Origin of the sequence: Amycolatopsis sp. NPDC051716, from assembly GCF_040681595.1 — a bacterium.
In the GTDB taxonomy this organism is placed as follows: domain Bacteria; phylum Actinomycetota; class Actinomycetes; order Mycobacteriales; family Pseudonocardiaceae; genus Amycolatopsis.
Genome location: NZ_JBFAZA010000013.1, coordinates 182224 through 202109, shown reverse-complemented (window position 1 = coordinate 202109; position 19886 = coordinate 182224). Strand labels below are relative to the sequence as shown.

The 19886-nt window shown below is 70.7% G+C and carries 15 protein-coding genes; 5 read left to right on the top strand and 10 right to left on the bottom strand.

What is annotated here, in order from left to right; all coding sequences use genetic code 11:
* The first annotated feature begins 65 nt into the window (after positions 1–65).
* Entirely contained in the window at positions 66–1316 is a 1251-nt protein-coding gene (locus AB0M30_RS20170) for an FAD-dependent oxidoreductase (RefSeq protein ID WP_364585607.1), read from the top strand.
* Here the strand turns inward: AB0M30_RS20170 and AB0M30_RS20165 are convergent.
* From AB0M30_RS20165 to AB0M30_RS20140, 6 genes are all read right to left on the bottom strand, one after another.
* Positions 1313–2083, bottom strand: coding sequence for a fumarylacetoacetate hydrolase family protein (locus tag AB0M30_RS20165; RefSeq protein ID WP_364585605.1), 771 nt, complete (start codon positions 2081–2083; stop codon positions 1313–1315). The two genes, AB0M30_RS20170 and AB0M30_RS20165, sit on opposite strands and share 4 nt — an antisense overlap.
* Before the next feature lie 79 nt (positions 2084–2162).
* A complete protein-coding gene (cimA, locus tag AB0M30_RS20160) occupies positions 2163–3767 on the bottom strand; it encodes a citramalate synthase (RefSeq protein ID WP_364585603.1) in 1605 nt (534 codons plus the stop codon).
* 649 nt (positions 3768–4416) lie between these two features.
* Positions 4417–5454: a 3-isopropylmalate dehydrogenase gene (locus AB0M30_RS20155; protein WP_103335456.1), complete on the bottom strand. Its 1038-nt coding sequence runs from the start codon at positions 5452–5454 to the stop codon at positions 4417–4419.
* A gap of 228 nt (positions 5455–5682) precedes the next feature.
* A complete protein-coding gene (locus AB0M30_RS20150; protein ID WP_364585601.1) occupies positions 5683–9060 on the bottom strand; it encodes a S8 family serine peptidase in 3378 nt (1125 codons plus the stop codon).
* Positions 9061–9290: 230 nt separating this feature from the next.
* Entirely contained in the window at positions 9291–10889 is a 1599-nt protein-coding gene (gene serA / locus AB0M30_RS20145; RefSeq protein WP_364585599.1) for a phosphoglycerate dehydrogenase, read from the bottom strand.
* Positions 10890–11014: 125 nt separating this feature from the next.
* Entirely contained in the window at positions 11015–11578 is a 564-nt protein-coding gene (locus AB0M30_RS20140) for a helix-turn-helix domain-containing protein (RefSeq protein ID WP_364585597.1), read from the bottom strand.
* Positions 11579–11665: 87 nt separating this feature from the next.
* Here AB0M30_RS20140 and AB0M30_RS20135 point away from each other — a divergent pair, with 87 nt between their 5' ends.
* From AB0M30_RS20135 to AB0M30_RS20120, 4 genes are all read left to right on the top strand, one after another.
* The gene (locus AB0M30_RS20135) at positions 11666–12565 is read left to right on the top strand and encodes a TIGR03620 family F420-dependent LLM class oxidoreductase (protein WP_364585595.1); all 900 of its coding nucleotides are present in this window, start codon (positions 11666–11668) and stop codon (positions 12563–12565) included.
* Positions 12562–13386 carry a TIGR03620 family F420-dependent LLM class oxidoreductase gene (locus AB0M30_RS20130; protein ID WP_364585593.1) on the top strand — a complete coding sequence of 275 codons (825 nt, stop codon included), beginning with the start codon at positions 12562–12564 and terminating at the stop codon, positions 13384–13386. Before AB0M30_RS20135 ends, AB0M30_RS20130 begins: the two co-directional genes overlap by 4 nt.
* A 349-nt stretch (positions 13387–13735) precedes the next feature.
* Positions 13736–15052, top strand: coding sequence for an ankyrin repeat domain-containing protein (locus tag AB0M30_RS20125; RefSeq protein WP_364585591.1), 1317 nt, complete (start codon positions 13736–13738; stop codon positions 15050–15052).
* Between the two features lie 71 nt (positions 15053–15123).
* Complete coding sequence (locus AB0M30_RS20120; RefSeq protein ID WP_364585589.1) at positions 15124–15987, top strand: nuclear transport factor 2 family protein; 864 nt, start codon at positions 15124–15126, stop codon at positions 15985–15987.
* Here AB0M30_RS20120 and AB0M30_RS20115 read toward each other — a convergent pair.
* From AB0M30_RS20115 to AB0M30_RS20100, 4 genes are all read right to left on the bottom strand, one after another.
* The gene (locus tag AB0M30_RS20115) at positions 15984–16265 is read right to left on the bottom strand and encodes a DUF397 domain-containing protein (protein WP_013223584.1); all 282 of its coding nucleotides are present in this window, start codon (positions 16263–16265) and stop codon (positions 15984–15986) included. The genes AB0M30_RS20120 and AB0M30_RS20115 overlap by 4 nt on opposite strands.
* 86 nt (positions 16266–16351) lie before the next feature.
* Complete coding sequence (gene ilvC / locus AB0M30_RS20110; protein ID WP_013223583.1) at positions 16352–17365, bottom strand: ketol-acid reductoisomerase; 1014 nt, start codon at positions 17363–17365, stop codon at positions 16352–16354.
* A 36-nt stretch (positions 17366–17401) separates the two neighbouring features.
* On the bottom strand, positions 17402–17908 hold the full coding sequence (gene ilvN, locus AB0M30_RS20105) for an acetolactate synthase small subunit (RefSeq protein ID WP_086842284.1): 507 nt from the start codon (positions 17906–17908) through the stop codon (positions 17402–17404).
* Between the two features lies 1 nt (position 17909).
* Positions 17910–19802 carry an acetolactate synthase large subunit gene (locus AB0M30_RS20100; RefSeq protein ID WP_233225514.1) on the bottom strand — a complete coding sequence of 631 codons (1893 nt, stop codon included), beginning with the start codon at positions 19800–19802 and terminating at the stop codon, positions 17910–17912.
* Between the last annotated feature and the right edge of the window lie 84 nt (positions 19803–19886).

Genomic DNA, 19886 nt, shown 5'->3' with positions numbered 1-19886 from the left:
ACCCCTTGACGCCGGTGCAGCGCGGGTGCATCCTCAAGTTATTCAACAAGCGATGAATAAGGGAGATGGTCGAGATGACCGAGCGCACGAGCTGCGTCGTCATCGGTGGCGGGCCGGCCGGGATGGTCACGGGGCTGCTGCTGGCCCGGGCCGGCGTCGAGGTGACGGTGCTGGAGAAGCACGCTGATTTCCTGCGCGACTTCCGCGGGGACACCGTGCACCCGTCGACGCTGACGCTGCTCGACGAGCTGGGCCTCGGCGAGCGGTTCCACGCGTTGCCGCACAGCGAGCTGACCTCGGCGGGCTTCCCCCAGGAGAACGGCGAGCTCATGAAGCTCGCCGACTTCACCCGGCTGAAGGTGGCGCACCCCTACATCGCGATGGTGCCGCAGTGGGACTTCCTCGACCTGCTCGCCGAAAGCGCGCGCAAGGAGCCGACGTTCGTCCAGCGGATGGAGACCGAGTGCACCGGCCTGGTCCGCGAGGACGGCCGGGTCGCCGGCGTCACCTACCGCACGAGCGCCGGGGAAACCGGCGAAATCCGCGCCGACCTGGTGATCGCCGCCGACGGCCGCTGGTCGCTGGCCCGCCGCGAGGCCGGCCTGGTGCCGCGGGAGTACGACTGCCCGTTCGACGTCTGGTGGTTCCGGCTCTCGCGCGGCGACGACGAAGCGGGCACCATGCTGCTGCCGAAGATGCGGGACCGCCGCTTCGCGGTGCCGCTCCCCCGGCCGGACTTCTACCAGATCGCCTACCTGGCGCCGAAGGGCGAAGACCTCCGCGCCCACGGCATCGAGGCGTTCCGGCAGAACGTCACGCAGATCTGCCCCGAGTTCACCGACCGGGTGCACGAGCTCGAGACGATGGACGACGTCAAGTTCCTCGACGTGCGGCTCAACCTGCTGCGCAAGTGGCACGTCGACGGGCTGCTGTGCATCGGCGACGCGGCGCACGCGATGTCGCCGATCGGCGGCGTCGGCATCAACCTGGCGGTGCAGGACGCGGTCGCGGCGGCGACGCTGCTGGCCGAGCCGCTGCGCCGGGGCCGTCCGACGGGGGCCGAGCTGGCGAAGGTGCGCTCGCGCCGCCTCGCACCGACACTGATGGTGCAGGGGCTGCAGCGCCTGATGCACCGGACGGTGGTCCGCGGCGTGATGAGCGGCAAGCGCAACGGCCCGCCGGAGCCGATGATCAAGGCGTTCGCCCGGTTCCCGCGCCTGTCGTACTTCCCGGCCCGGCTCCTCGGCCTGGGGTTGCGGCCGGAGCACGCTCCGGCGTTCGCCCGGCGGCCGATGGAGCCGGTGGCCAGGGGTTAGACGTCCTCGACCGGGTTGGTCAGGGTGCCGATGCCTTCGATGGTGATCGAGACGCTCTGGCCGCCCTCGATCGGGCCGACGCCCTCGGGCGTGCCGGTCAGGATGATGTCGCCGGGCAGCAGCGTCATCACGCCGGAGACGAACTCGACCAGCTCGGGGATCCGGTGGACGAGGTCGGACGTGCGGCCGTCCTGCTTGAGCTCGCCGTCGACCTCGGCCCGCAGGGAGAGGTCGGAGGCGTCGATCGAGGTCTCGATCCACGGGCCGATCGGGCAGAACGTGTCGAAGCCCTTGGCGCGACCCCACTGGCCGTCGGACTTCTGGAGGTCGCGGGCGCTGACGTCGTTGGCGACCGTGTACCCGAGGATGACGCTCGCCGCGCGGGCGGCCGGGACGTTCTTCACCGGCTGCCCGATGACGATCGCGAGCTCGCCCTCGAAGTCGACGCGGCCGATGCCCGACGGGCGGCGGATGGCCGCGTTGGGCCCGATGACGGTCGTCGACGGCTTGATGAACAGCATCGGCTCGCTGGGCACGTCGTTGCCGAACTCGGCCGCGTGCTTGGCGTAGTTGCGGCCGACGGCGATCACCTTCGACGGCAGGATCGGCGCGAGCAGCCGGACGTCGGCCAGCGGCCACCGCTTGCCGGTGAAGTTCGGCTGGCCGAAGGGGTGCTCGGCGATTTCGAGGACCTGGGCGTCGTCGCCGTCGCCTTCGATCGAGGCGAACGCGACACCACCGGGATGAGCAATTCGGGCTAGGCGCACGCAGCCAGTCTACGTGCGCCCCACCAACGGCCTTCGGGGGTTCCGGGTGGCAGAGCCCCCGGCCCCGGGTGTCACCGCCTCAGGCCACGGTGGTGCTCTTGTGGACGAGGGCGTCGCACAGCGCCAGCCAGCTGGCCTCGACGATGTTGCCGTGCACGCCCACGGTGGTCCACTCGCGCTCGCCGTCGGTGCTCTCGACCAGCACGCGCGTCACCGCGTCGGTGCCGGGGTGGCCCTGGAGGATGCGCACCTTGTAGTCGGCCAGCTCCACACTGTCCAACCAGGACAAGTGCGGCGACAGCGCCTTCCGCAGGGCCGCGTCGAGCGCGTGCACCGGCCCGATGCCCTCGGCGGTGGCGATGACGCGCTGGCCGCCGACGTGCACCTTGACGGTGGCTTCGGCCATGACCTCGCCGTCCGGGCGGTGGTCGAGGACCACCCGGTAGGACTCGAGCGCGAACGGCGCCTCCGCCGGGACGTCGGCCTCCTGGCGGAGCAGGAGCTCCAGGGAGGCGTCGGCGGCCTCGAAGGACCAGCCCTCCGCTTCGAGCCGCTTGACCTTGGTGATCGCGCTCGTCAGCGCTTCGGGCCGGCCGGCAAGGTCGACCCCGAGCTCACGTCCCTTGAGCTCGAGGCTGGCCCTGCCGGCCATCTCGGTGACCAGTACCCGCATGTCGTTGCCGACGGAAGACGGATCGATGTGGTTGTACAGCAACGGATCCACCTTGATCGCGCTCGCGTGCAGTCCCGCCTTGTGGGCGAAAGCCGACGCCCCTACGTAAGCCTGGTGGGTGTAGGGGGCGAGGTTGGCGATTTCGGCAAGGGCATGGGAGACCCGGGTGAGCTCGGCGGCGCCTCCGGTCGGGAGGACCTCCATGCCGAGCTTGGTCACCAGGTTTCCCGTCACGGCGAAGAGGTCGGCGTTGCCGGCCCGCTCCCCGTAACCGTTGGCGGTGCACTGGACGTGCGTCACGCCGGCCTGCACCGCGGCGACGGAGTTCGCCACGGCGCAGGAAGTGTCGTCCTGACAGTGGATCCCGAGCCGGAATCCGGTCTTTTCCTTGATCGTCCGCACGGTCTCGGCGAGCCCGAGCGGCAGCTGGCCGCCGTTGGTGTCGCAGAGCACGAGGACGTCGGCACCCGCGTGGGCGGCGGCGTCGAGGACCCGGAGCGAGGTCTCGGGGGAATGCGCGTAGCCGTCGAAGAAGTGCTCGGCGTCGAGGAAGACCCGCCGGCCTTCTTTCGTCAGGAATTCGACGGTGTCTTCGACCATCGCGCAGGCCTCGTCGACGTCGACGCGCAGCGCCCGTTCGATGTGGCGGAGGTCGGACTTGGCGACGAGCGTGATGACCGGCGCTTCGCTGTCGAGCAGCGCCCGGACCTGCGGATCGGCGTCGGCGGTGGTGCCGGCCTTGCGCGTCGCCCCGAAGGCGACGAGGGCGGCGTGGCCGAGCTTCAGTTCGCCTTTCGCGGCGCGGGCGAAGAATTCGGTGTCCTTGGGAAGCGCGCCGGGCCAGCCGCCTTCGATGAACCCGACCCCGAGCTCGTCCAGCAGCCGCGCGACGGCGAGCTTGTCCTGGACGGAGTAGGAGATGCCCTCTCGCTGCGCACCGTCGCGCAGGGTGGTGTCGTAGAGGTGGAAGGCGTCGCCGAGCGGGGTATCGGCGGGCTCCTTGCGGGTCACGGTCTTCTCCTAGCGTCTTCCTGGCGTTTCAAGGCAACAAAAAACCTCCCGCATGGGTGCGAGAGGTTGCGCGCCGGGGGCTCTTGTGGAGCTATCGTCCGGCGCGCTCGTCGATAATGATCGCGAAGCTGGTCACGGTCGCATCATGCCACAGCGTTCGCGGCCACGTCCAGAAGCTGGGCCAAGCTCCCACCATTCGGGAAACTCGATGCGCACCCTCTCGCCGGGTTCCCGACCTCGATGCCCGGCATGGGCGCCACCTGCCGCCACTTCGCCCCGCCGCGGCTTGACACCCCCATCAGGCCCCAGACATACCCCACCGCACCCTGGGGGCTGACCCCGGTCCAGTCTATCGCCCCCCACCGACGGAACCCCCGGAAAAGCCGCTCGCCCGCTCACTTCTCCACATCCCGGGAGCGCTGTGGACAAGCCGGGCGGCAAGCCTTCGACGAGCGGTCGACAAGCGGGTGGACGAGCCGGGAAACAAGCCGCCAACGAGCCAGTGGACAAGCCCGTCGACAAGCCGGTGGACCAGCCGGGCGACAAGCCGGGCGACAAGCCGCCGACGAGCCGCCGACGAGCCGGCAGCGCGCAGCGGGCACGAAAAAGCCCCGCACCCAGCCAACAGGTACGGGGCTTCCCCGAAAAATCAAGCAGTACGCACGTTCGACGAAACCAGCGCCGCCAGCCGGTCACCGATGGCCTGCGTGGCCCCCGGCGAAGCCTGGTCCCGCGTGGCCAGATCGAACGCCACCGACGCCTCGATCCGCCGTGCGGATTCCTTCTGCCCGAGGTGGTCCAGCAGCAGCGCCACCGAAAGCACCGCCGCCGTCGGGTCGGCCAGCCCCTGCCCGGCGATGTCCGGCGCCGAACCGTGCACCGGCTCGAACATGCTCGGGTTGCGGCGGGTCATGTCCAGGTTGCCGCTGGCCGCCAGGCCGATGCCGCCGGTCACCGCGGCCGCGAGGTCGGTGATGATGTCGCCGAACAGGTTGTCCGTGACGATCACGTCGAACCGGGACGGGTCCGTCACCAGGTGGATGGTCGCCGCGTCCACATGGGAGTACGCGACCGTCACCTCCGGGTGCTCCAGCGAAACCTCTTCGACGATCCGCGACCAGAGCGACCCGGCGAACGAGAGCACGTTGGTCTTGTGCACGAGCGTCAGGTGCTTGCGCGGCCGGGCCTCGGCGCGGTTGAACGCGTCGGCGACCACGCGCCGGACGCCGAACGCCGTGTTGACGCTGACCTCCGTCGCGATCTCGTGCTCGGTGTCCTTGCGGATCAGGCCGCCGGTGCCCGCGTACGGGCCTTCGGTGCCTTCGCGCACGACGACCATGTCGACGTCGCCCGCGTCGGCCAGCGGTCCCCGGACACCCGGGTACAGCCGCGCCGGGCGCAGGTTGACGTGGTGGTCCATTTCGAACCGCAGGCGCAGCAGCAGGCCGCGCTCCAGGATTCCGCTCGGCACCGACGGGTCGCCGACCGCGCCCAGCAGGATCGCGTCGTGCTGACGGAGCTCGCCGAGGACCGATTCCGGGAGCAGCTCGCCCGTCGAGTGCCATCGCGCGGCGCCGAGGTCGTAGTTCGTGATCTCCGCCGTCGGTACTACCTCGCCGAGCACCTTCAGCGCCTCGGAGACCACCTCGGGCCCGATCCCGTCTCCTGGGATCACCGCGAGCCGCATCCACACACCTCCGTCGACCGGACCACCGGCCGCACCGATGGCCCACCGCAACAAAACGCCAGCAGCCGGAAGGTTACCGGCCGTAGACAAACCGCCGTAGCCGCACCACCCTTATGCCGCATCCTCCCGCAGGGTGAGACACCCAATCGGGTGAACAACAGAGGGGCGCCCCCGGCGGAAATCCGCCGGAGACGCCCCTGGTCCTGCATGAATCGATCTTGCCGGGCCCTAGCGGCGACCAGCCCCGATCGGCTGACGCTCGTTCCCCGGCCGGGCGCCCTGCGTCGCGTCCACCTTCACCACGTTCGCCCGGTTGCCCGCGGCGTTGTGGTGCTCGATGGCCAGCAGCCCGAGAGCGTTGTCGGCCGCGGCCGACGCCGCGTTCCGCGTGACGACCAGCGCCGTCCCCGGCTTCACGACGTAGCCCAGCGCGGCGTCGCCGCCACCCTGGACCGCGTAACCCGGCGCGAGCGCGTCGAACGAAAGCGGCGTGCCGACGTAGTCGATCAGCCCGTTCGTCGTGCCCGGCGCGACGTAGAAACCGCTCACACCCACCGTGTAGGAGATGCGGTGGCTGTCGGCGTTCGCGTCGATGCCCAGCGCGGCCAGCGAAACCGGCAGCGTGAGCACGTTCGTGTCGAACACGTTGGTGTCGACGTCGCCGAGCTGGCCGTTGACCGCCTGGACGTCGACGGTCGGGAAGCCCGGGGTCAGCGCGACCGTGGTGGCCAGGAGCACGTCGGTCGACGTCGCCTTGGTCACGTAGGTCTCGAAGTCCGGCTGCCCGTCCCCGGTCGTGTCGATGTCGACGAACGGCGAGGTGTTGCTGCCGATGTTCGCCCAGTCACCCCAGGTGGACAGGCCGAACGCGAGGATCGCGTTCTCCGGCTCGCCCTGGGCCTTCGCCAGCGGAGCGGTCGAAGCCGCGCCGATGTAGCGGAGGTCGCCGCCCTTGGCCGTCTTGTTCAGCGTGCAGTCGGTGACCACGTCCGCGTCGCACTCGGGCAGCTGCGGGGACTCCGCCTGCAGCTCGAGCACGCTGATCAGCGAGCGGTACTTCTGCGCGCCGGCACCCTGGTCGACGCCCTTGCCGGTCAGGTTCAGCACCGCCTGGGTGGTGTCGGGAGCGAACTTCACCGACGGCGGCGTCGAAATCGTCGAAACCGGCTTCGGTGCGGAGTAGACCGACACCCGCAGCGGCACGGTGGCCCCGCTGGTGGGCGTGAAGGCGACGCGCCCGGAGGCGTCCGCGACGAACTGCCGGGCCAGGCCGGCCTGGGTGGCCGCCATGGTCGGGTCCATGACCTTGCGCAGCGCCTTCGGGTCGGCGATCTTCAGCGTCACCTTGACCTTGGCGGTGCCGCGCGGGGTCAGCTTCACCGACGGCTTGTCCACTGTGTACTCCACACCCGGCAGCGCGTTGACCACCTGGTAGGCCACGGAGTACTCGGCGGGCGTGACACCCTTGTTGACGAGCTTGATCGTCTTCGACAGCGTCACCGGACCGGCCGCCTCGACCGTGCCGAAGCTGACGCTCACCGCGCCCGGGTCGTCGACGACGTAGGCGAGCACCTGGTTGTCCAGCGCCGCCTTGGCGTCGATCCGGCCGCTGCCGACGCGCTGCGGCGCGTAGGTGTGGCCCGCGCCGTCGCCGACGTCGTGGCCGGCGGTGTCGATGACCGACGCCTTGACCTCCTCGACCGACCAGTCGGGGTGCGACTGGCGGACGAGCGCGGTGATGCCGGCGGTGTGCGGGGCGGCCATCGACGTGCCCGAGAGCACGGTCCGGCCGTTGCCGCTGCCGCGGAAGGCCGAGGTGATCGTGTCACCGGGCGCGGCGAGGTCCGGCTTGAGCGCCGGGCCGCGGGTGCCGCGCGAGGTGAACGAGCTCGGGGTGTCCACGATCGTCTTGTCGTAGGTCTGGATCGAGGCGCGGCCGGTGCCGAAGAGGCGGACCTGCAGCGTGCCCGCGGTGAGCGCCGCGCGCAGCGTCTTCGTCGCGGACCCGGTGAACTGGAACATCGGGATCGCCGCGTTGCCCGCGATACCCGCGCTGAAGTGCTCCAAAGTGGACGAAAGCAGCGCGCCCTTCGCCCCGGCGGCCTGCGCGTTGTTGGCACGCGCCGCCGAACCGCAGGCGCGGGTCGAGTCGTTGTCGTCCCACTCCAGGAAGACGAACTTGCCGGCCGCCTTCGCCTTGTCCTCGGCGGAGTACGGCGCGCAGCCGGCCGCGTTCGCGGCGGACAACGCGACGACCGGCGCCGTCAGGTCCAGGGTGTCGTAGCCGGCGTAGTTCTGGCTGTACTGCCCGGTCTTCTGGCCCGCCGCGGTCGACGGGGCCTTGACCTCGGCGGCGTCCCGCAGGATGCCCGCGTCACGCGTGCTGGCGACGGTGAGCGCCTCGGGGGTGTTGCCCGGGGAGCCGGCGATGTCGTTGATGTCGCCGCCGTTGCCCGCGGAGATCACCGGCAGCACGTTGTTCGCGGCGAGCTTGCGCACGAACAGCGAGTCCGGGTCGTCCGGCGCGCCGAAGTCGGAGCCGAGCGAGAGGTTGACGATGTCGAGGTGGTCGGTGAAGTCGCCGTCGCCGTCCGGGTCCAGCGCCCAGTCCAGGGCCTGCGAGGTGACGTTCGTCGAGCCCGTGCAGCCGAACACCTTGATCGCGTAGAGCAGCGACTTCGGCGCCGTGCCCGGGCCGATCTGCATCGCGTCGACCTTCTTGGCGTCCAGCTTCTTGTAGTCGCCCTTGAAGGTCTTGCCGTCGGCGGTGACGCCGAAGCCGCCGATGGTGCCGGCGACGTGCGTGCCGTGCTCACCGCAGGCGAGCGGGTTCGGGTCCGGCTTCGGGGTGGTCTTGCCGGCCGTCGCGGCGTCGTAGTCGTTGCCGACGAGGTCGGTGCCGCCGACGACCTTGGCGCTCGGGAAGAGCGGGGTCGGCTTGGTGCTGTCGACGCCCTTGTAGGCGGCCTGCGTGCCGGGGCCGCCGAAGTCGGCGTGGGTGTAGTCGATGCCGTCGTCGATGACGCCGACGCGGACGCCGTCGCCGAACTTGCCGGTCTGCTGCCAGGCGGCGAGGGTGTTGGTCAGCTGCTCGGCGCTGGCGTTGGTGCGGGTCTTCGGCACGACCGTGCGCACCGCGACGACGTCCGCCCGCTTCGCGACCTCACGCAGCTTCGCGGCGTCGGCGGTGACGACCACGCCGGGAACGGCGTTGGCGGTCTGGGTGACGACCTGCGGCTGGGCGTTGCCCGCACGCAGCTGGCCGAGGACGGAGTCCACGGCGGCCGCGGTGTCGGCCTTGGCGGCGCGAGCGGCCCGCTTGGCCTGCTCCTTGCCCTGCGGCTGCGTGGCGGTGAACGCGTCGACGGCGGGCTTCTTGGCCAGCTCGACGAACGCGGTGACCCGGCCCTGCGCGGCCCCCAGGCGCGGCGACAGCTTCCCCTGCAGCTTCGCGTCGTCGATCTTGGCGGGTGCGACGCCGTCGGCGAGCGGCACGTCTTGAGTGGACACAGTGGCTGCGCTCGCCGACGGCGCCCCGAGCGCGGCCGCCAGAACGACGGCGAAGGCCGCCGTCGTGGCGCGCGCGGGGAGGCGGGATCTGCTCATGAGTCGGCCCCTTACTCGAGATCTGGACCCGAACCTGCCTGCCGCTCCTGACACCCCCGACGGTGAAGCGCGGCACAGCGCCGTGCCCTCGACGACGCGTGGTTCAACCTCGCGGGGAGAACCTAATGCCCCAAAACACCTACTTACGTAGGCAAAGGACTCCGTTATGTAGTTGTGATTGCGCGCGAAGGCCCCCCGCCGGGTGACAGGGGGCCTTCGAAAGGGTTACGTCAGTTGAAGTCCACCGCACGGATCGTGTGCGCCCCGACCGAAGCCCCGATCGGCTCCAGCAGGTGCGCGTCGATGTGGCGGTCGACGCGCAGCAGCATCACCGCGTCCGAGCCGTCGGTCGTCTGGCTGATCTGCGCGGCCTCGATGTTGATGCCCGCCTCGCCCAGCAGCGTGCCGACCCGGCCCATCACGCCCGGGCGGTCCGGGTACTCGACCAGCAGCACGGTGCCCTCGGCCCGCAGGTCGAACCCGCGGCCGTTGACCTCGACCAGCTTCTCGACCTCGTCCAGGCCGGTGACCGAACCGGACACGGTCAGCACCGCGCCGTCGGCGTGCACCGCGCGGACGGTGACCAGGCTGCGGAACTTGGGGCTCTCCGGCTCGGTCTCCAGCTCGACCTGCACGCCCAGCTTCTCCGCCAGCTGCGGCGCGTTGACGAACGTGACCTGGTCCTCGACCACGCCGGTGAACACCCCGCGCAGCGCCGCGAGCTGCAGCACGCCGGTGTCCTCGTTGGAGATCTCGCCCTTGACCTGCACGGTCACCGACGTCGGCGACGTCGGGTTGAGCGCCGTCAGCAGCTGGCCGAGCTTCTGGACCAGCGACAGGTACGGGCGGACGTGCTCGCCGACGGCCCCGCCGCCGGAGACGTTCACCGCGTCCGGCACGAAGTCGCCGCGCAGGGCCAGCAGCACCGACTTCGCGACGTCGGTGCCCGCGCGGTCCTGCGCCTCGGCCGTGGAGGCGCCCAGGTGCGGCGTCACGACGACGTTCTCCAGCTCGAACAGCGGGCTGGACGTGGTCGGCTCGCTGACGAAGACGTCGACACCGGCGCCGCCCACGTGGCCCGAGCGCAGCGCGTCGGCCAGGTCCTCTTCGACGATGAGCCCGCCGCGGGCGGCGTTCACGATGATGACGCCCGGCTTGGTCTTCTTCAGCGCCTCGGCGTCGATGAGGCCCTTGGTCTCCGGCGTCTTCGGCAGGTGGATGGAGATGGCGTCGGCGCGGGTCAGCAGCTCGTCGAGGGTGACGAGCTCGATGCCGAGCTGCGCGGCGCGCGCGGCCGAGACGTAGGGGTCGTAGGCGATCAGCTTCGTGTCGAAGGCGGCGAGGCGCTGGGCGAACAGCTGCCCGATCTTCCCGAGGCCGACGACACCGATGGTCTTGCCCTGCAGCTCGACGCCGGAGAACGAGCTGCGCTTCCACTCGCCGCCGCGGAGGCTCTGGTCGGCGGCCGGGACGCGGCGCGCGACCGACAGCAGCAGGGCGACGGCGTGCTCGGCGGCGGAGACGATGTTCGACGTCGGCGCGTTGACGACCAGGACGCCGCGCTCGGTCGCGGCGGGCACCTCGACGTTGTCGAGGCCGACGCCGGCGCGGGCGACCACCTTGAGCTGCGTGGTGGCCGCGAAGACCTCGGCGTTCACCTGGGTGGCGGAGCGGACCAGGAGCGCGTCGGCGCTCTTCACCGCCTCGAGCAGCGCGGACCGGTCCGTGCCGTCGACGTGCCGGACCTCCACCTCGTCACCGAAGACACTCAGCACGGAGGGGGCGAGCTTTTCCGCGATGAGGACGACGGGCTTGCTGGGCTTGCTCACGATACGGCTCCCACTATCTGGTCATTTCCAGGACGCTCGGTGTCGACAAACGGTCTAAGCACGTCGTTGTGCCCCGGTCGAGCCGGAGTTTAACGCGCGGGCCGGACCTGTGGCGTCGTCTGGTGTTAACTCGCCCGCAATCCCTCGAAAACAAGAGCCAGCAGCCGCCGCATGCCCCCTTCGCCCGGCAGGTGCCCACCCGCCCAGGATGCCGCGTGCAGCAACAGAAGCAGCTCCTGCGCCGTGACGTCGTCGCGGAGTTCGCCCGCGCGCTTCGCCCGTTCCACCAGCTGGGAACCGACCTCGCGCATGGCGTGGCACGATTCGTACAACCGGGACGTTTCGTCGTTCAGCGCGTCCGCGGTGAGCTCGACCAGGCCGCGGAAGGTGCCGGTGGCGTCCCCGAGCCCGGTGAGCCAGGACTGCAGGGCGTTCAGCGGCTCGGGGTGGGTGAGCAGTTCGCGGGCCCGCTCGGCCTGGGCGTCGAAGCGGGCGCGCAGGAGGGTCTCGAGCAGCGCGTCCCGGGTCGGGAAGTGCCGGTAGAGCGTGCCGATGCCGACGCCGGCGCGGCGCGCGATGTCCTCCAGGGACGCCTCGACGCCGTGTTCGACGAAGGCACGTTGGGCCTCTTCGAGGAGGCGCTCGTAGTTGCGGCGGGCGTCCGCGCGCATCGGTTTCACGTCGGTCATCGCACTCCCGACCATACCGGCTAGCCAATCGGAGGTCGCCTCCGTATATTAACCGGAGGCAGCCTCAGTTTACTGGAGGGATCGAGGATGACCCTGATCGAAGACACGCGGGCCCGGCTCGGCGCGATCGGCGCCTGGTTGCCGAGCGCGCCACTGGACCCACCACCGGACGTCGAGCGCGCCGCCACCCGGCGGCTCGCCGAGCTCGGCTACCGCTCGATCTGGAGCGGTGAGGCATCCGGCCCGCGCGAGCTGTTCGCCCAGTTCGGCGACCTGCTCGCGTCGGTGCCGGACGTCGTGCTCGGCGCCGGTATCGCCAACGTCTGGGCGCGGCCCGGGCGGACCGCCGCGAAGGGCGCGATCACCCTCGCCCGCGCCCACCCCGGCCGGTTCGTGCTCGGCGTCGGCGTCGGGCACGCGTTCCAGGCGGCGAAGCAGGGCGAGCCGTACCGGCCCGTCGACCGGATGCGCGCCTACCTGGCCGAGATGGCCACCGTCGTGGCGGAAAACCCGGTACCGATGGCCTTCCCGCGCGTGCTGGCCGCGGTCGGGCCGAAGATGCTGGCCCTGTCCCGCGACCACGCCGACGGCGCGCACCCGTTCGCCCAGCCGGTCTCGCACACGCCCTACGCCCGCGAGATCCTCGGGCCGGACAAGCTGCTGATCCCCCAGCAGACGATGCTGCTCGGCGGCCGCGAAGACGCCCGCGAGCACGTGCGTCGGGGCATCGCGCAGTCGCGTGAACACCAGGTCCGGGCGTACCTGGCGGGCTGGAAACGGCTCGGGTACACCGAAGCCGACATCGACGGGCCCAGCGACCGGCTGGTCGACGACCTCGTCCTCTGGGGCGACGCGCCGACCATCGCGAAACGGCTCGGCGAACTCCGGGACGCGGGCGCGGACCACGAGCTGCTGACGCCGTCGGCGGCCACGTTCGAATCCACTGTGGACGTCCTGGCCGAGCTGGCCCCGGAGGTGCTCCGATGAGTGTCGGGATCTGGCGGTTCTTCGACGGCGCCCCGATCGGCGCGGTCCGCGAAACGGCCACCGAGGTGGAGGAACTCGGCTTCGACGCGCTCTGGTTCGGCGAGTACGCCGGCCGGGACGCGTTCACGCAGGCGGCCCTGCTCCTGGCGGCGACGTCCCGGCTCACCGTGGCCACCGGGATCGCGCGGTTCGACCGCCGCGCCCCGATCACGGCGGAGGCGGCGACCCGGGCGCTCGGCGAGGCCTACCCCGGCCGGTTCGTCGTCGGTCTTGGCGGCCACTTCCCGGGCGCACGGCCGATTTCGGCGATGCGCGAGTACCTCACCGGGATGGACGAGGCCGCGCTGCCCGCCCTGCCGCCGCCGTCGCCGCGGCCCCGGCGGCTGATCGCCGCGCTCGGCCCCCGGGCGCTCGACCTGGCGGCCGAACGCGCGGACGGCGCCCACCCGTACTTCGTCCCGCCGGAGCACACCGCGCTCGCGCGGGAGCGGCTCGGACCGGGCAAGTACCTGGCGGTCGAGCAGGCGGTGATCCTCGACGTCCCGCCGGAGGCCGCCCGCGAAGCGGCGCGCGAGCACGTGGGCCTGTACGTCCGGCAGGCACCGCACCACCAGGCGAACCTGCGCCGGCTCGGCTTCACCGACGCCGACCTGGCCGACGGCGGCAGCGATCGCCTGGTCGACGCCATCGTCGCCACCGGCGAGCAGGCGGCCGCGGCCCGGATCCAGGCCCACCTCGACGCGGGCGCCGACCACGTCTGCGTCCAGGTCCTGGCCCGCACCCCGAAGTCCTACGGCCTCCTGGCCGACCTCCGCCCGTGATTCAGGGGTCGACTCGCGTGACCAGAAAGCCGACACGCGTGATCAGGAAGCCGACACGCGTGATTGAGGCGACGACACGGCGACGAGCCCCAGCTTCGCCGTGTCGACCTTCCCATCACGCGAGTCGACCCTTCAATCACGCGAGTCGACCCGCCAATCACGCGAGTCGACCCTTCAATCACGCGTGATGACCCTTCCTTCACGCGGGGGTAGGGTGGCGGGGCGCGGTGCGGGCCGCGTCCCGTCCGCGGAAAGGGCCGAGCCCACCCCCGTTTCACCGCACCACCAGCTCCGCACCTTCTTCCTGCCCGGTGCCGGCGGACCACGGGCGTCGAGGGAAGGAGGCACTATGGGCACGCTGCCCGCGAAACCCAGCCTGGACCAGCTGCGCAAGCGCGCGAAGGACCTCGCGCGCGCCGAAGGCGTCAAACTCGCCGAAGCGCAGTTCCGGATCGCGCGGGACCACGGGTTCCCGAGCTGGCCGAAGCTGCGGGCCTACGTCCGGCGCGTCACCGAGCACGGGGACACCCTGCAGCACCCGTACCACCAGGATGTCGGCTACTACGCCGAGCGCGCGCTCGGCCTGCTCGCCTCGGCCGAGGACGAGACGCCCGGCGCGAAGGAGCCGTTCGCCCGCTGGGACCAGCCGCTCACCCGCGACGGCGCCCGCGCGGTCGTCGCCCGCGAGCACGGTTTCGGTTCCTGGAAAGCACTTCGCGAGCACGTCAAGTCTCTTGTGGACAGTGGTGAGCCGTTCGCCCGCGCGTACCGGGCGATCGAGGCACGGGATCCCGAGCGGCTCGAAACACTGCTCGGCGAGTTCCCTAGCCTCGTCGACGCCCGCGGCACCAACGGCAACGACCTGCTCGGCATGGCCGGCGCGACGCACGACGAGCGGCTCAGCCGGATCCTCCTCGACCACGGCGCCGATCCGGCCCGCGGCAACGTCCACGGCTGGACACCCCTGCACCAAGCCGCGTACAGCAACCTGCCGCTCCTGCTCGACCTGCTCCTGCGGCACGGCGCACCCGTCGACGTCTCGGCCCGCGGCGACGGCGGCACGCCGCTGGTCGTCGCCCTGTTCTGGGGCCACCGCGAGGCCGCGGAGACCTTGGCCGCGCACAGCCGCGCGCCGGGCAACTTGCGCGTCGCGGCTGGGCTCGGCGACGTCGACGCCCTCGACGAACTCCTGACCTCGGGCCGCGGCGGCGCCCACCGCGGTTTCTACCGCCCCCACAGCGGTTTCCCGCGCTGGCAGCCGGCGGACGACCCCGCCGAAGTCAGGAACGAAGCCCTCGCCTGGGCGGCGCGCAACAACCGCGTCGACGCCCTGAGAACGCTCGTCGCCCGAGGCGCCGAGGTGGACGCCGACGTCTACCGCGGCACCGCGCTGGCCTGGGCGGCGGCGCAGGGCAAGCTCGACGCCGTCCGGACGCTGCTCGACCTCGGCGCCGACGTGAACTTCCGCGGCACGTTCGGCGGCCCGAACCACGGCGAAGGCGTCACGGCCCTGCACCTGGCCGCGCAGTCCGGGCACCTCGACGTCCTCCGCACGCTCGTGGAAAACGGCGCCGACCTCGGCGCGCGGGACGCGATCTTCGACGGCACCCCGGAGAAGTGGGCGGAGGTGTGCGGGCAACCGGCCGCGCGGGACCTGCTGAAGTAGACAACCGGAGTCTGTAGTCCGTATCGTCAAAGGCGGACTACAGACTCCGTTTTGCCCACTGGGAGGATCTCATGAACTCACCCCGCGAGGTGTTCGCCGCGCTGTCCGACGGCATCAGCGAAGGAAGATGGGCGGAGCTTTCCGCGCTCTACGCCGAAGACGCCGTCGTCGAACACCCCCAGGCCGTGCCGCGGCCCACCCGCATCACCGGCCGCGCGACGGTCCACGAACGGTTCACCAGCGCCCTCGCCGGGGCGCTGCGGCTCAAGCGCAAGAACGTCGTCGTCCACGAGACGACGGACCCCGAGGTGATCGTCGCCGAATACGACTACGACGCCGAGTCGGTCGAGACCGGGCGGACGATCCAGACGGCGAACATCCAGATGCTGCGGATCCGCGACGGCCTGATCGTCCATTCCCGCGACTACCACGACTACCTGCGACTGGCGGTCGTCCGCGACGGCGTCGACCAGCTGGTCAAGGCCTACGAAGGGGCGCCGCCGCGCGAGCTGTCCCCGGTCATGCCGGAGAGCGCGGACACGGTGTTCGAGCGGCTGGTGCACGGCGTCGCCGGCGGGCGCTGGGACGAGCTGCCGGAGCTGTACGCCGGGGAAACGCACGTCACGCACCCGTTCCTGCCGGGCTCCGAGGTGGTGCGCACCCGCGACGAGCTGCGAGCGCACTTCGCGGCGGGCAAGGCGATGAACCCCGAGTTCGCCATCGCGGACCTGGTCACCTACCAGGGCACCGATCCGGAAGTGCTGATCGGCGAGTTCGCCTACCAGGGCAGCTACGCCGGGAAGCCGGTCCGGATCGCGAACATCTTCGCCATGCGGATCCGTGACGGCCTGGTCGTCGAATCCCGCGACTACGGCGACCACCTCGGCATCGCCGGCGACCTCGGCCGGATCCCCGAGCTGGCGGCGAAGGTCTAAGCCTCCGCGGCGAGGTCCTCGGGCAGGTCGAACTCGCCGTCGCGGACGCCCTTCACGAACGCGTCCCACTCCCCCGGCGTGAAGACGAGGATCACCCCGTCCGGCTTCGCCGACTGCCGCATCGCCGTGTAGGTGACGCCGTCGGTGTGCTCGATGAACGCGTACTCGACGCAGTCGTCGAGGGTGACGCCTTCGGGCTCGGCCCGGATCCACTCGGCCTTCGTGAAGTCGAGGTGGTGCCGGATGTGCGCCTTGTCGTCGACCGGCTGATCACTCATGTCACCAGCGTAGCGAAACGACCACCGAACGCACTGAAGGGGACGCCCGGCACCGGGCGTCCCCTTCAGCGTCTGGCCAGAAAAGATCAAGCGGTCTCGGTGATCGGCCGGTCCACCCACGACATCAGGTCGCGCAGCTTCTTGCCGGTCGCCTCGATCGGGTGCTGGTTGCCCTGCTCCTCGAGCTTGGTGAAGTTCGGCCGGCCGGCCTCGTCCTCGGCGACCCATTCGCGGGCGAACGTGCCGTCCTGGATCTCGCCGAGGATCTTCTTCATCTCTTCCTTGACCGCCGGCGAGATGACGCGCGGGCCGCGGGTCAGGTCGCCGTACTCGGCGGTGTCGGAGATCGAGTAGCGCTGGCGCGCGATGCCGCCCTCGTACATGAGGTCGACGATCAGCTTCAGCTCGTGCAGCACCTCGAAGTAGGCGATCTCCGGGGCGTAGCCGGCCTCGGTGAGCACCTCGAAACCGGTCTGCACCAGCGCGGACGCGCCACCGCAGAGCACGGCCTGCTCGCCGAAGAGGTCGGTCTCGGTCTCCTCGGTGAACGTCGTCTTGATGACGCCGGCGCGGGCGCCACCGATGGCGGCCGCGTAGGAGAGGGCGAGCGCCTGGGCGTTGCCGGAGGCGTCCTGCTCCACGGCGATGAGCGCCGGGACGCCCTTGCCGTCGACGAACTGGCGGCGGACCAGGTGGCCCGGGCCCTTCGGGGCGACCATCGCGACGTCGACGTTCGCCGGCGGCTTGATCAGGTCGTAGCGGATGTTGAAGCCGTGCCCGAAGAAGATCGCGTCGCCGTCCTTGAGGTTCGGCGCGATGTCCTGCTCGTAGATGAAGCGCTGCTTCGTGTCCGGCGCCAGGATCATGATCAGATCGGCTTCGGCCGACGCCTCGGCCGGGGTGAGCACGCGCAGGCCCTGCTCCTCGGCCTTCGCCCGCGACTTGGACCCCTCGGGCAGGCCGATGCGGACGTCGACGCCGGAGTCGCGCAGGCTCAGCGAGTGGGCGTGGCCCTGGCTGCCGTAGCCGATGACAGCGACCTTGCGCCCCTGGATGATCGAGAGGTCGGCGTCGTCGTCGTAGAAGATTTCCACTGCCATGGGGGTTACTGCTTCCTTTCCTGACTTACAAAGTTTCTAACGCGGCGATGTTGCGGTGATCGAGCGGGCTCCGCGCCCGACCGCGACCATGCCGGACTGCACGAGTTCGCGGATGCCATACGGCTCCAGCATCCGCAAGAGGGCGCCGATCTTGTCCGACGTCCCGGTCGCCTCGACGGTGAGCGCCTCCGGGGACACGTCCACCACCTTCGCACGGAAGAGCTGGACGGTTTCGAGGACCTGGCTGCGCACGGTGTTGTCGGCGCGGACCTTCACCAGCAGCAGTTCGCGCTGCACGGCGGTCGACTGTTCCAGCTCGACGATCTTGATCACGTTGACCAGCTTGTTGAGCTGCTTCGTCACCTGTTCGAGCGGTAGCTCTTCCACGGCGACCACGATCGTCATGCGGGACACCTCGGGGTTTTCCGTGGGCCCGACGGCGAGGGACTCGATGTTGAACCCGCGGCGGGAGAACAGGCCCGAAACGCGCGCGAGCACACCCGGCTTGTTCTCGACCAGGACGCTCAGCGTGTGGACGGTCATCTCAGCGCTCACCCTCCCCGGCGGCTTCCGCGGCAGCTTCGGTCGTCTCGACCGAAACCTCGTCGTCGTCGAACAGCGGCCGGATGCCCCGGACCGCCATGATCTCGTCGTTGCCGGTGCCGGCCGCGACCATCGGCCACACCTGGGCATCCTTCCCCACGACGAAGTCGATCACGACGGGGCGGTCGTTGATTTCCATCGCGCGGCGGATGGTGGCGTCGACGTCTTCCTTCGTCTCGCAGCGCAGGCCGGCGCACCCCAGCGCCTCGGCCAGCAGGACGAAGTCCGGGATGCGGTGCTTGTGCGTCCCGAGGTCGGTGTTGGAGTACCGCTCCGAGTAGAAGAGGTTCTGCCACTGGCGGACCATGCCCAGGTTGCCGTTGTTGATGACGGCGACCTTGATCGGCGCGCCCTCGATGGCGCAGGTGGCCAGTTCCTGGTTGGTCATCTGGAAGCAGCCGTCGCCGTCGATCGCCCACACCTGCTTGTCCGGGACGCCGAACTGCGCGCCCATCGCGGCGGGCACCGCGTAGCCCATGGTGCCGAGGCCGCCGGAGTTGATCCAGGTGCGCGGGTTCTCGTACTTGACGAACTGCGCGGCCCACATCTGGTGCTGGCCGACGCCCGCGGCGTAGACGGCGTCCGGGCCGACGATCTGCCCGATCCGCTCGATGACGTACTGCGGCGACAGCGAACCGTCGTCGGGCCACTCGTAGCCGGCCGGGTAGTTCTTGCGCCAGTCGTCGGCCTGCGTCCACCAGTCGGCCAGGTCCGGCTGGCCGCTGTGGTCGAACTCCGTCTTCACGGCGGTGATGAGTTCGCCGATGATCTCCTTGCAGTCGCCCACGATCGGGACGTCGGCCTTGCGGTTCTTGGAGATCTCGGCCGGGTCGATGTCGGCGTGCACGATCGCGGCGTCCGGCGCGAACGAGGACAGCTGGCCGGTGACCCGGTCGTCGAACCGGGCGCCGAGCGCGATCAGCAGGTCGGCGCGCTGCATGGCGGCGACCGCGGCGACCGTGCCGTGCATGCCCGGCATGCCGAGGTGCTGCGGGTGCGAGTCGGGGAACGCGCCGCGCGCCATCAGCGTGGTGACGACGGGGATGTTCGTCAGCTCGGCGAGCTGCTTCAGCTGCTCGTGCGCCTCGGCCTTGATGACGCCACCGCCGACGTAGAGCACCGGGCGCCGCGCCTTCGCGATCAGCTTCGCGGCTTCGCGGACCTGCTTGCCGTGCGGGCGCAGCGTGGGGCGGTAGCCCGGCAGCCGCAGCTCGGTCGGCCAGGAGAACGAGGTCATCTCCTGCAGCACGTCCTTGGGGATGTCCACCAGGACCGGGCCGGGCCGGCCGGTGCTCGCCAGGTGGAACGCCTCGGCGATGGTCCGCGGGATGTCCGCGGGGTCCGTGACGAGGAAGTTGTGCTTGGTGATCGGCATGGTGATGCCGCAGATGTCGGCTTCCTGGAACGCGTCGGTGCCGATCAGCGCGCGGGACTGCTGGCCGGTGATGGCCACGACCGGGACCGAGTCCATGTTCGCGTCGGCGAGCGGGGTGACCAGGTTGGTCGCGCCCGGGCCCGAGGTGGCCATGCAGACGCCGACCTTGCCGGTGGCCTGGGCGTACCCGGTGGCCGCGTGACCGGCGCCCTGTTCGTGGCGGACCAGGACGTGGCGGACCTTCGTCGAATCGAGGAGCGGGTCGTAAGCGGGCAGGATGGTGCCGCCCGGGATCCCGAAGACCACCTCGGCGCCGACCGCCTCGAGCGAGCGCACGAGGGACTGGGCGCCGGTGACGCGCACCGGCGTTCCCGCCGGTGGCGCCGGCTTCGGACGTGCTCCGGGCGTTCCGGGCGTCGGCCCGGGCTTCGCGTCGCTGCGCGACGTCGCACTGGTCATCGGATCTGCCTCGTGGGTCTCGGTGTCACTCGTTCGGGTCTTTTTTGAGCTCGTTTTGTGCGGTGGGGCCAGGAATCTCTTCCC

Excerpts from the sequence above, each read along its gene's own strand:
- AB0M30_RS20170 (WP_364585607.1), top strand. The coding sequence starts at position 66 with ATGGTCGAGATGACCGAGCGCACGAGCTGCGTCGTCATCGGTGGCGGG.
- AB0M30_RS20155 (WP_103335456.1), bottom strand. The coding sequence starts at position 5,454 with ATGCGGCTCGCGGTGATCCCAGGAGACGGGATCGGGCCCGAGGTGGTC.
- AB0M30_RS20150 (WP_364585601.1), bottom strand. The coding sequence starts at position 9,060 with ATGAGCAGATCCCGCCTCCCCGCGCGCGCCACGACGGCGGCCTTCGCC.
- AB0M30_RS20140 (WP_364585597.1), bottom strand. The coding sequence starts at position 11,578 with ATGACCGACGTGAAACCGATGCGCGCGGACGCCCGCCGCAACTACGAG.
- AB0M30_RS20135 (WP_364585595.1), top strand. The coding sequence starts at position 11,666 with ATGACCCTGATCGAAGACACGCGGGCCCGGCTCGGCGCGATCGGCGCC.
- AB0M30_RS20130 (WP_364585593.1), top strand. The coding sequence starts at position 12,562 with ATGAGTGTCGGGATCTGGCGGTTCTTCGACGGCGCCCCGATCGGCGCG.
- AB0M30_RS20125 (WP_364585591.1), top strand. The coding sequence starts at position 13,736 with ATGGGCACGCTGCCCGCGAAACCCAGCCTGGACCAGCTGCGCAAGCGC.
- AB0M30_RS20120 (WP_364585589.1), top strand. The coding sequence starts at position 15,124 with ATGAACTCACCCCGCGAGGTGTTCGCCGCGCTGTCCGACGGCATCAGC.
- AB0M30_RS20115 (WP_013223584.1), bottom strand. The coding sequence starts at position 16,265 with ATGAGTGATCAGCCGGTCGACGACAAGGCGCACATCCGGCACCACCTC.
- ilvC (WP_013223583.1), bottom strand. The coding sequence starts at position 17,365 with ATGGCAGTGGAAATCTTCTACGACGACGACGCCGACCTCTCGATCATC.
- ilvN (WP_086842284.1), bottom strand. The coding sequence starts at position 17,908 with ATGACCGTCCACACGCTGAGCGTCCTGGTCGAGAACAAGCCGGGTGTG.
- AB0M30_RS20100 (WP_233225514.1), bottom strand. The coding sequence starts at position 19,802 with ATGACCAGTGCGACGTCGCGCAGCGACGCGAAGCCCGGGCCGACGCCC.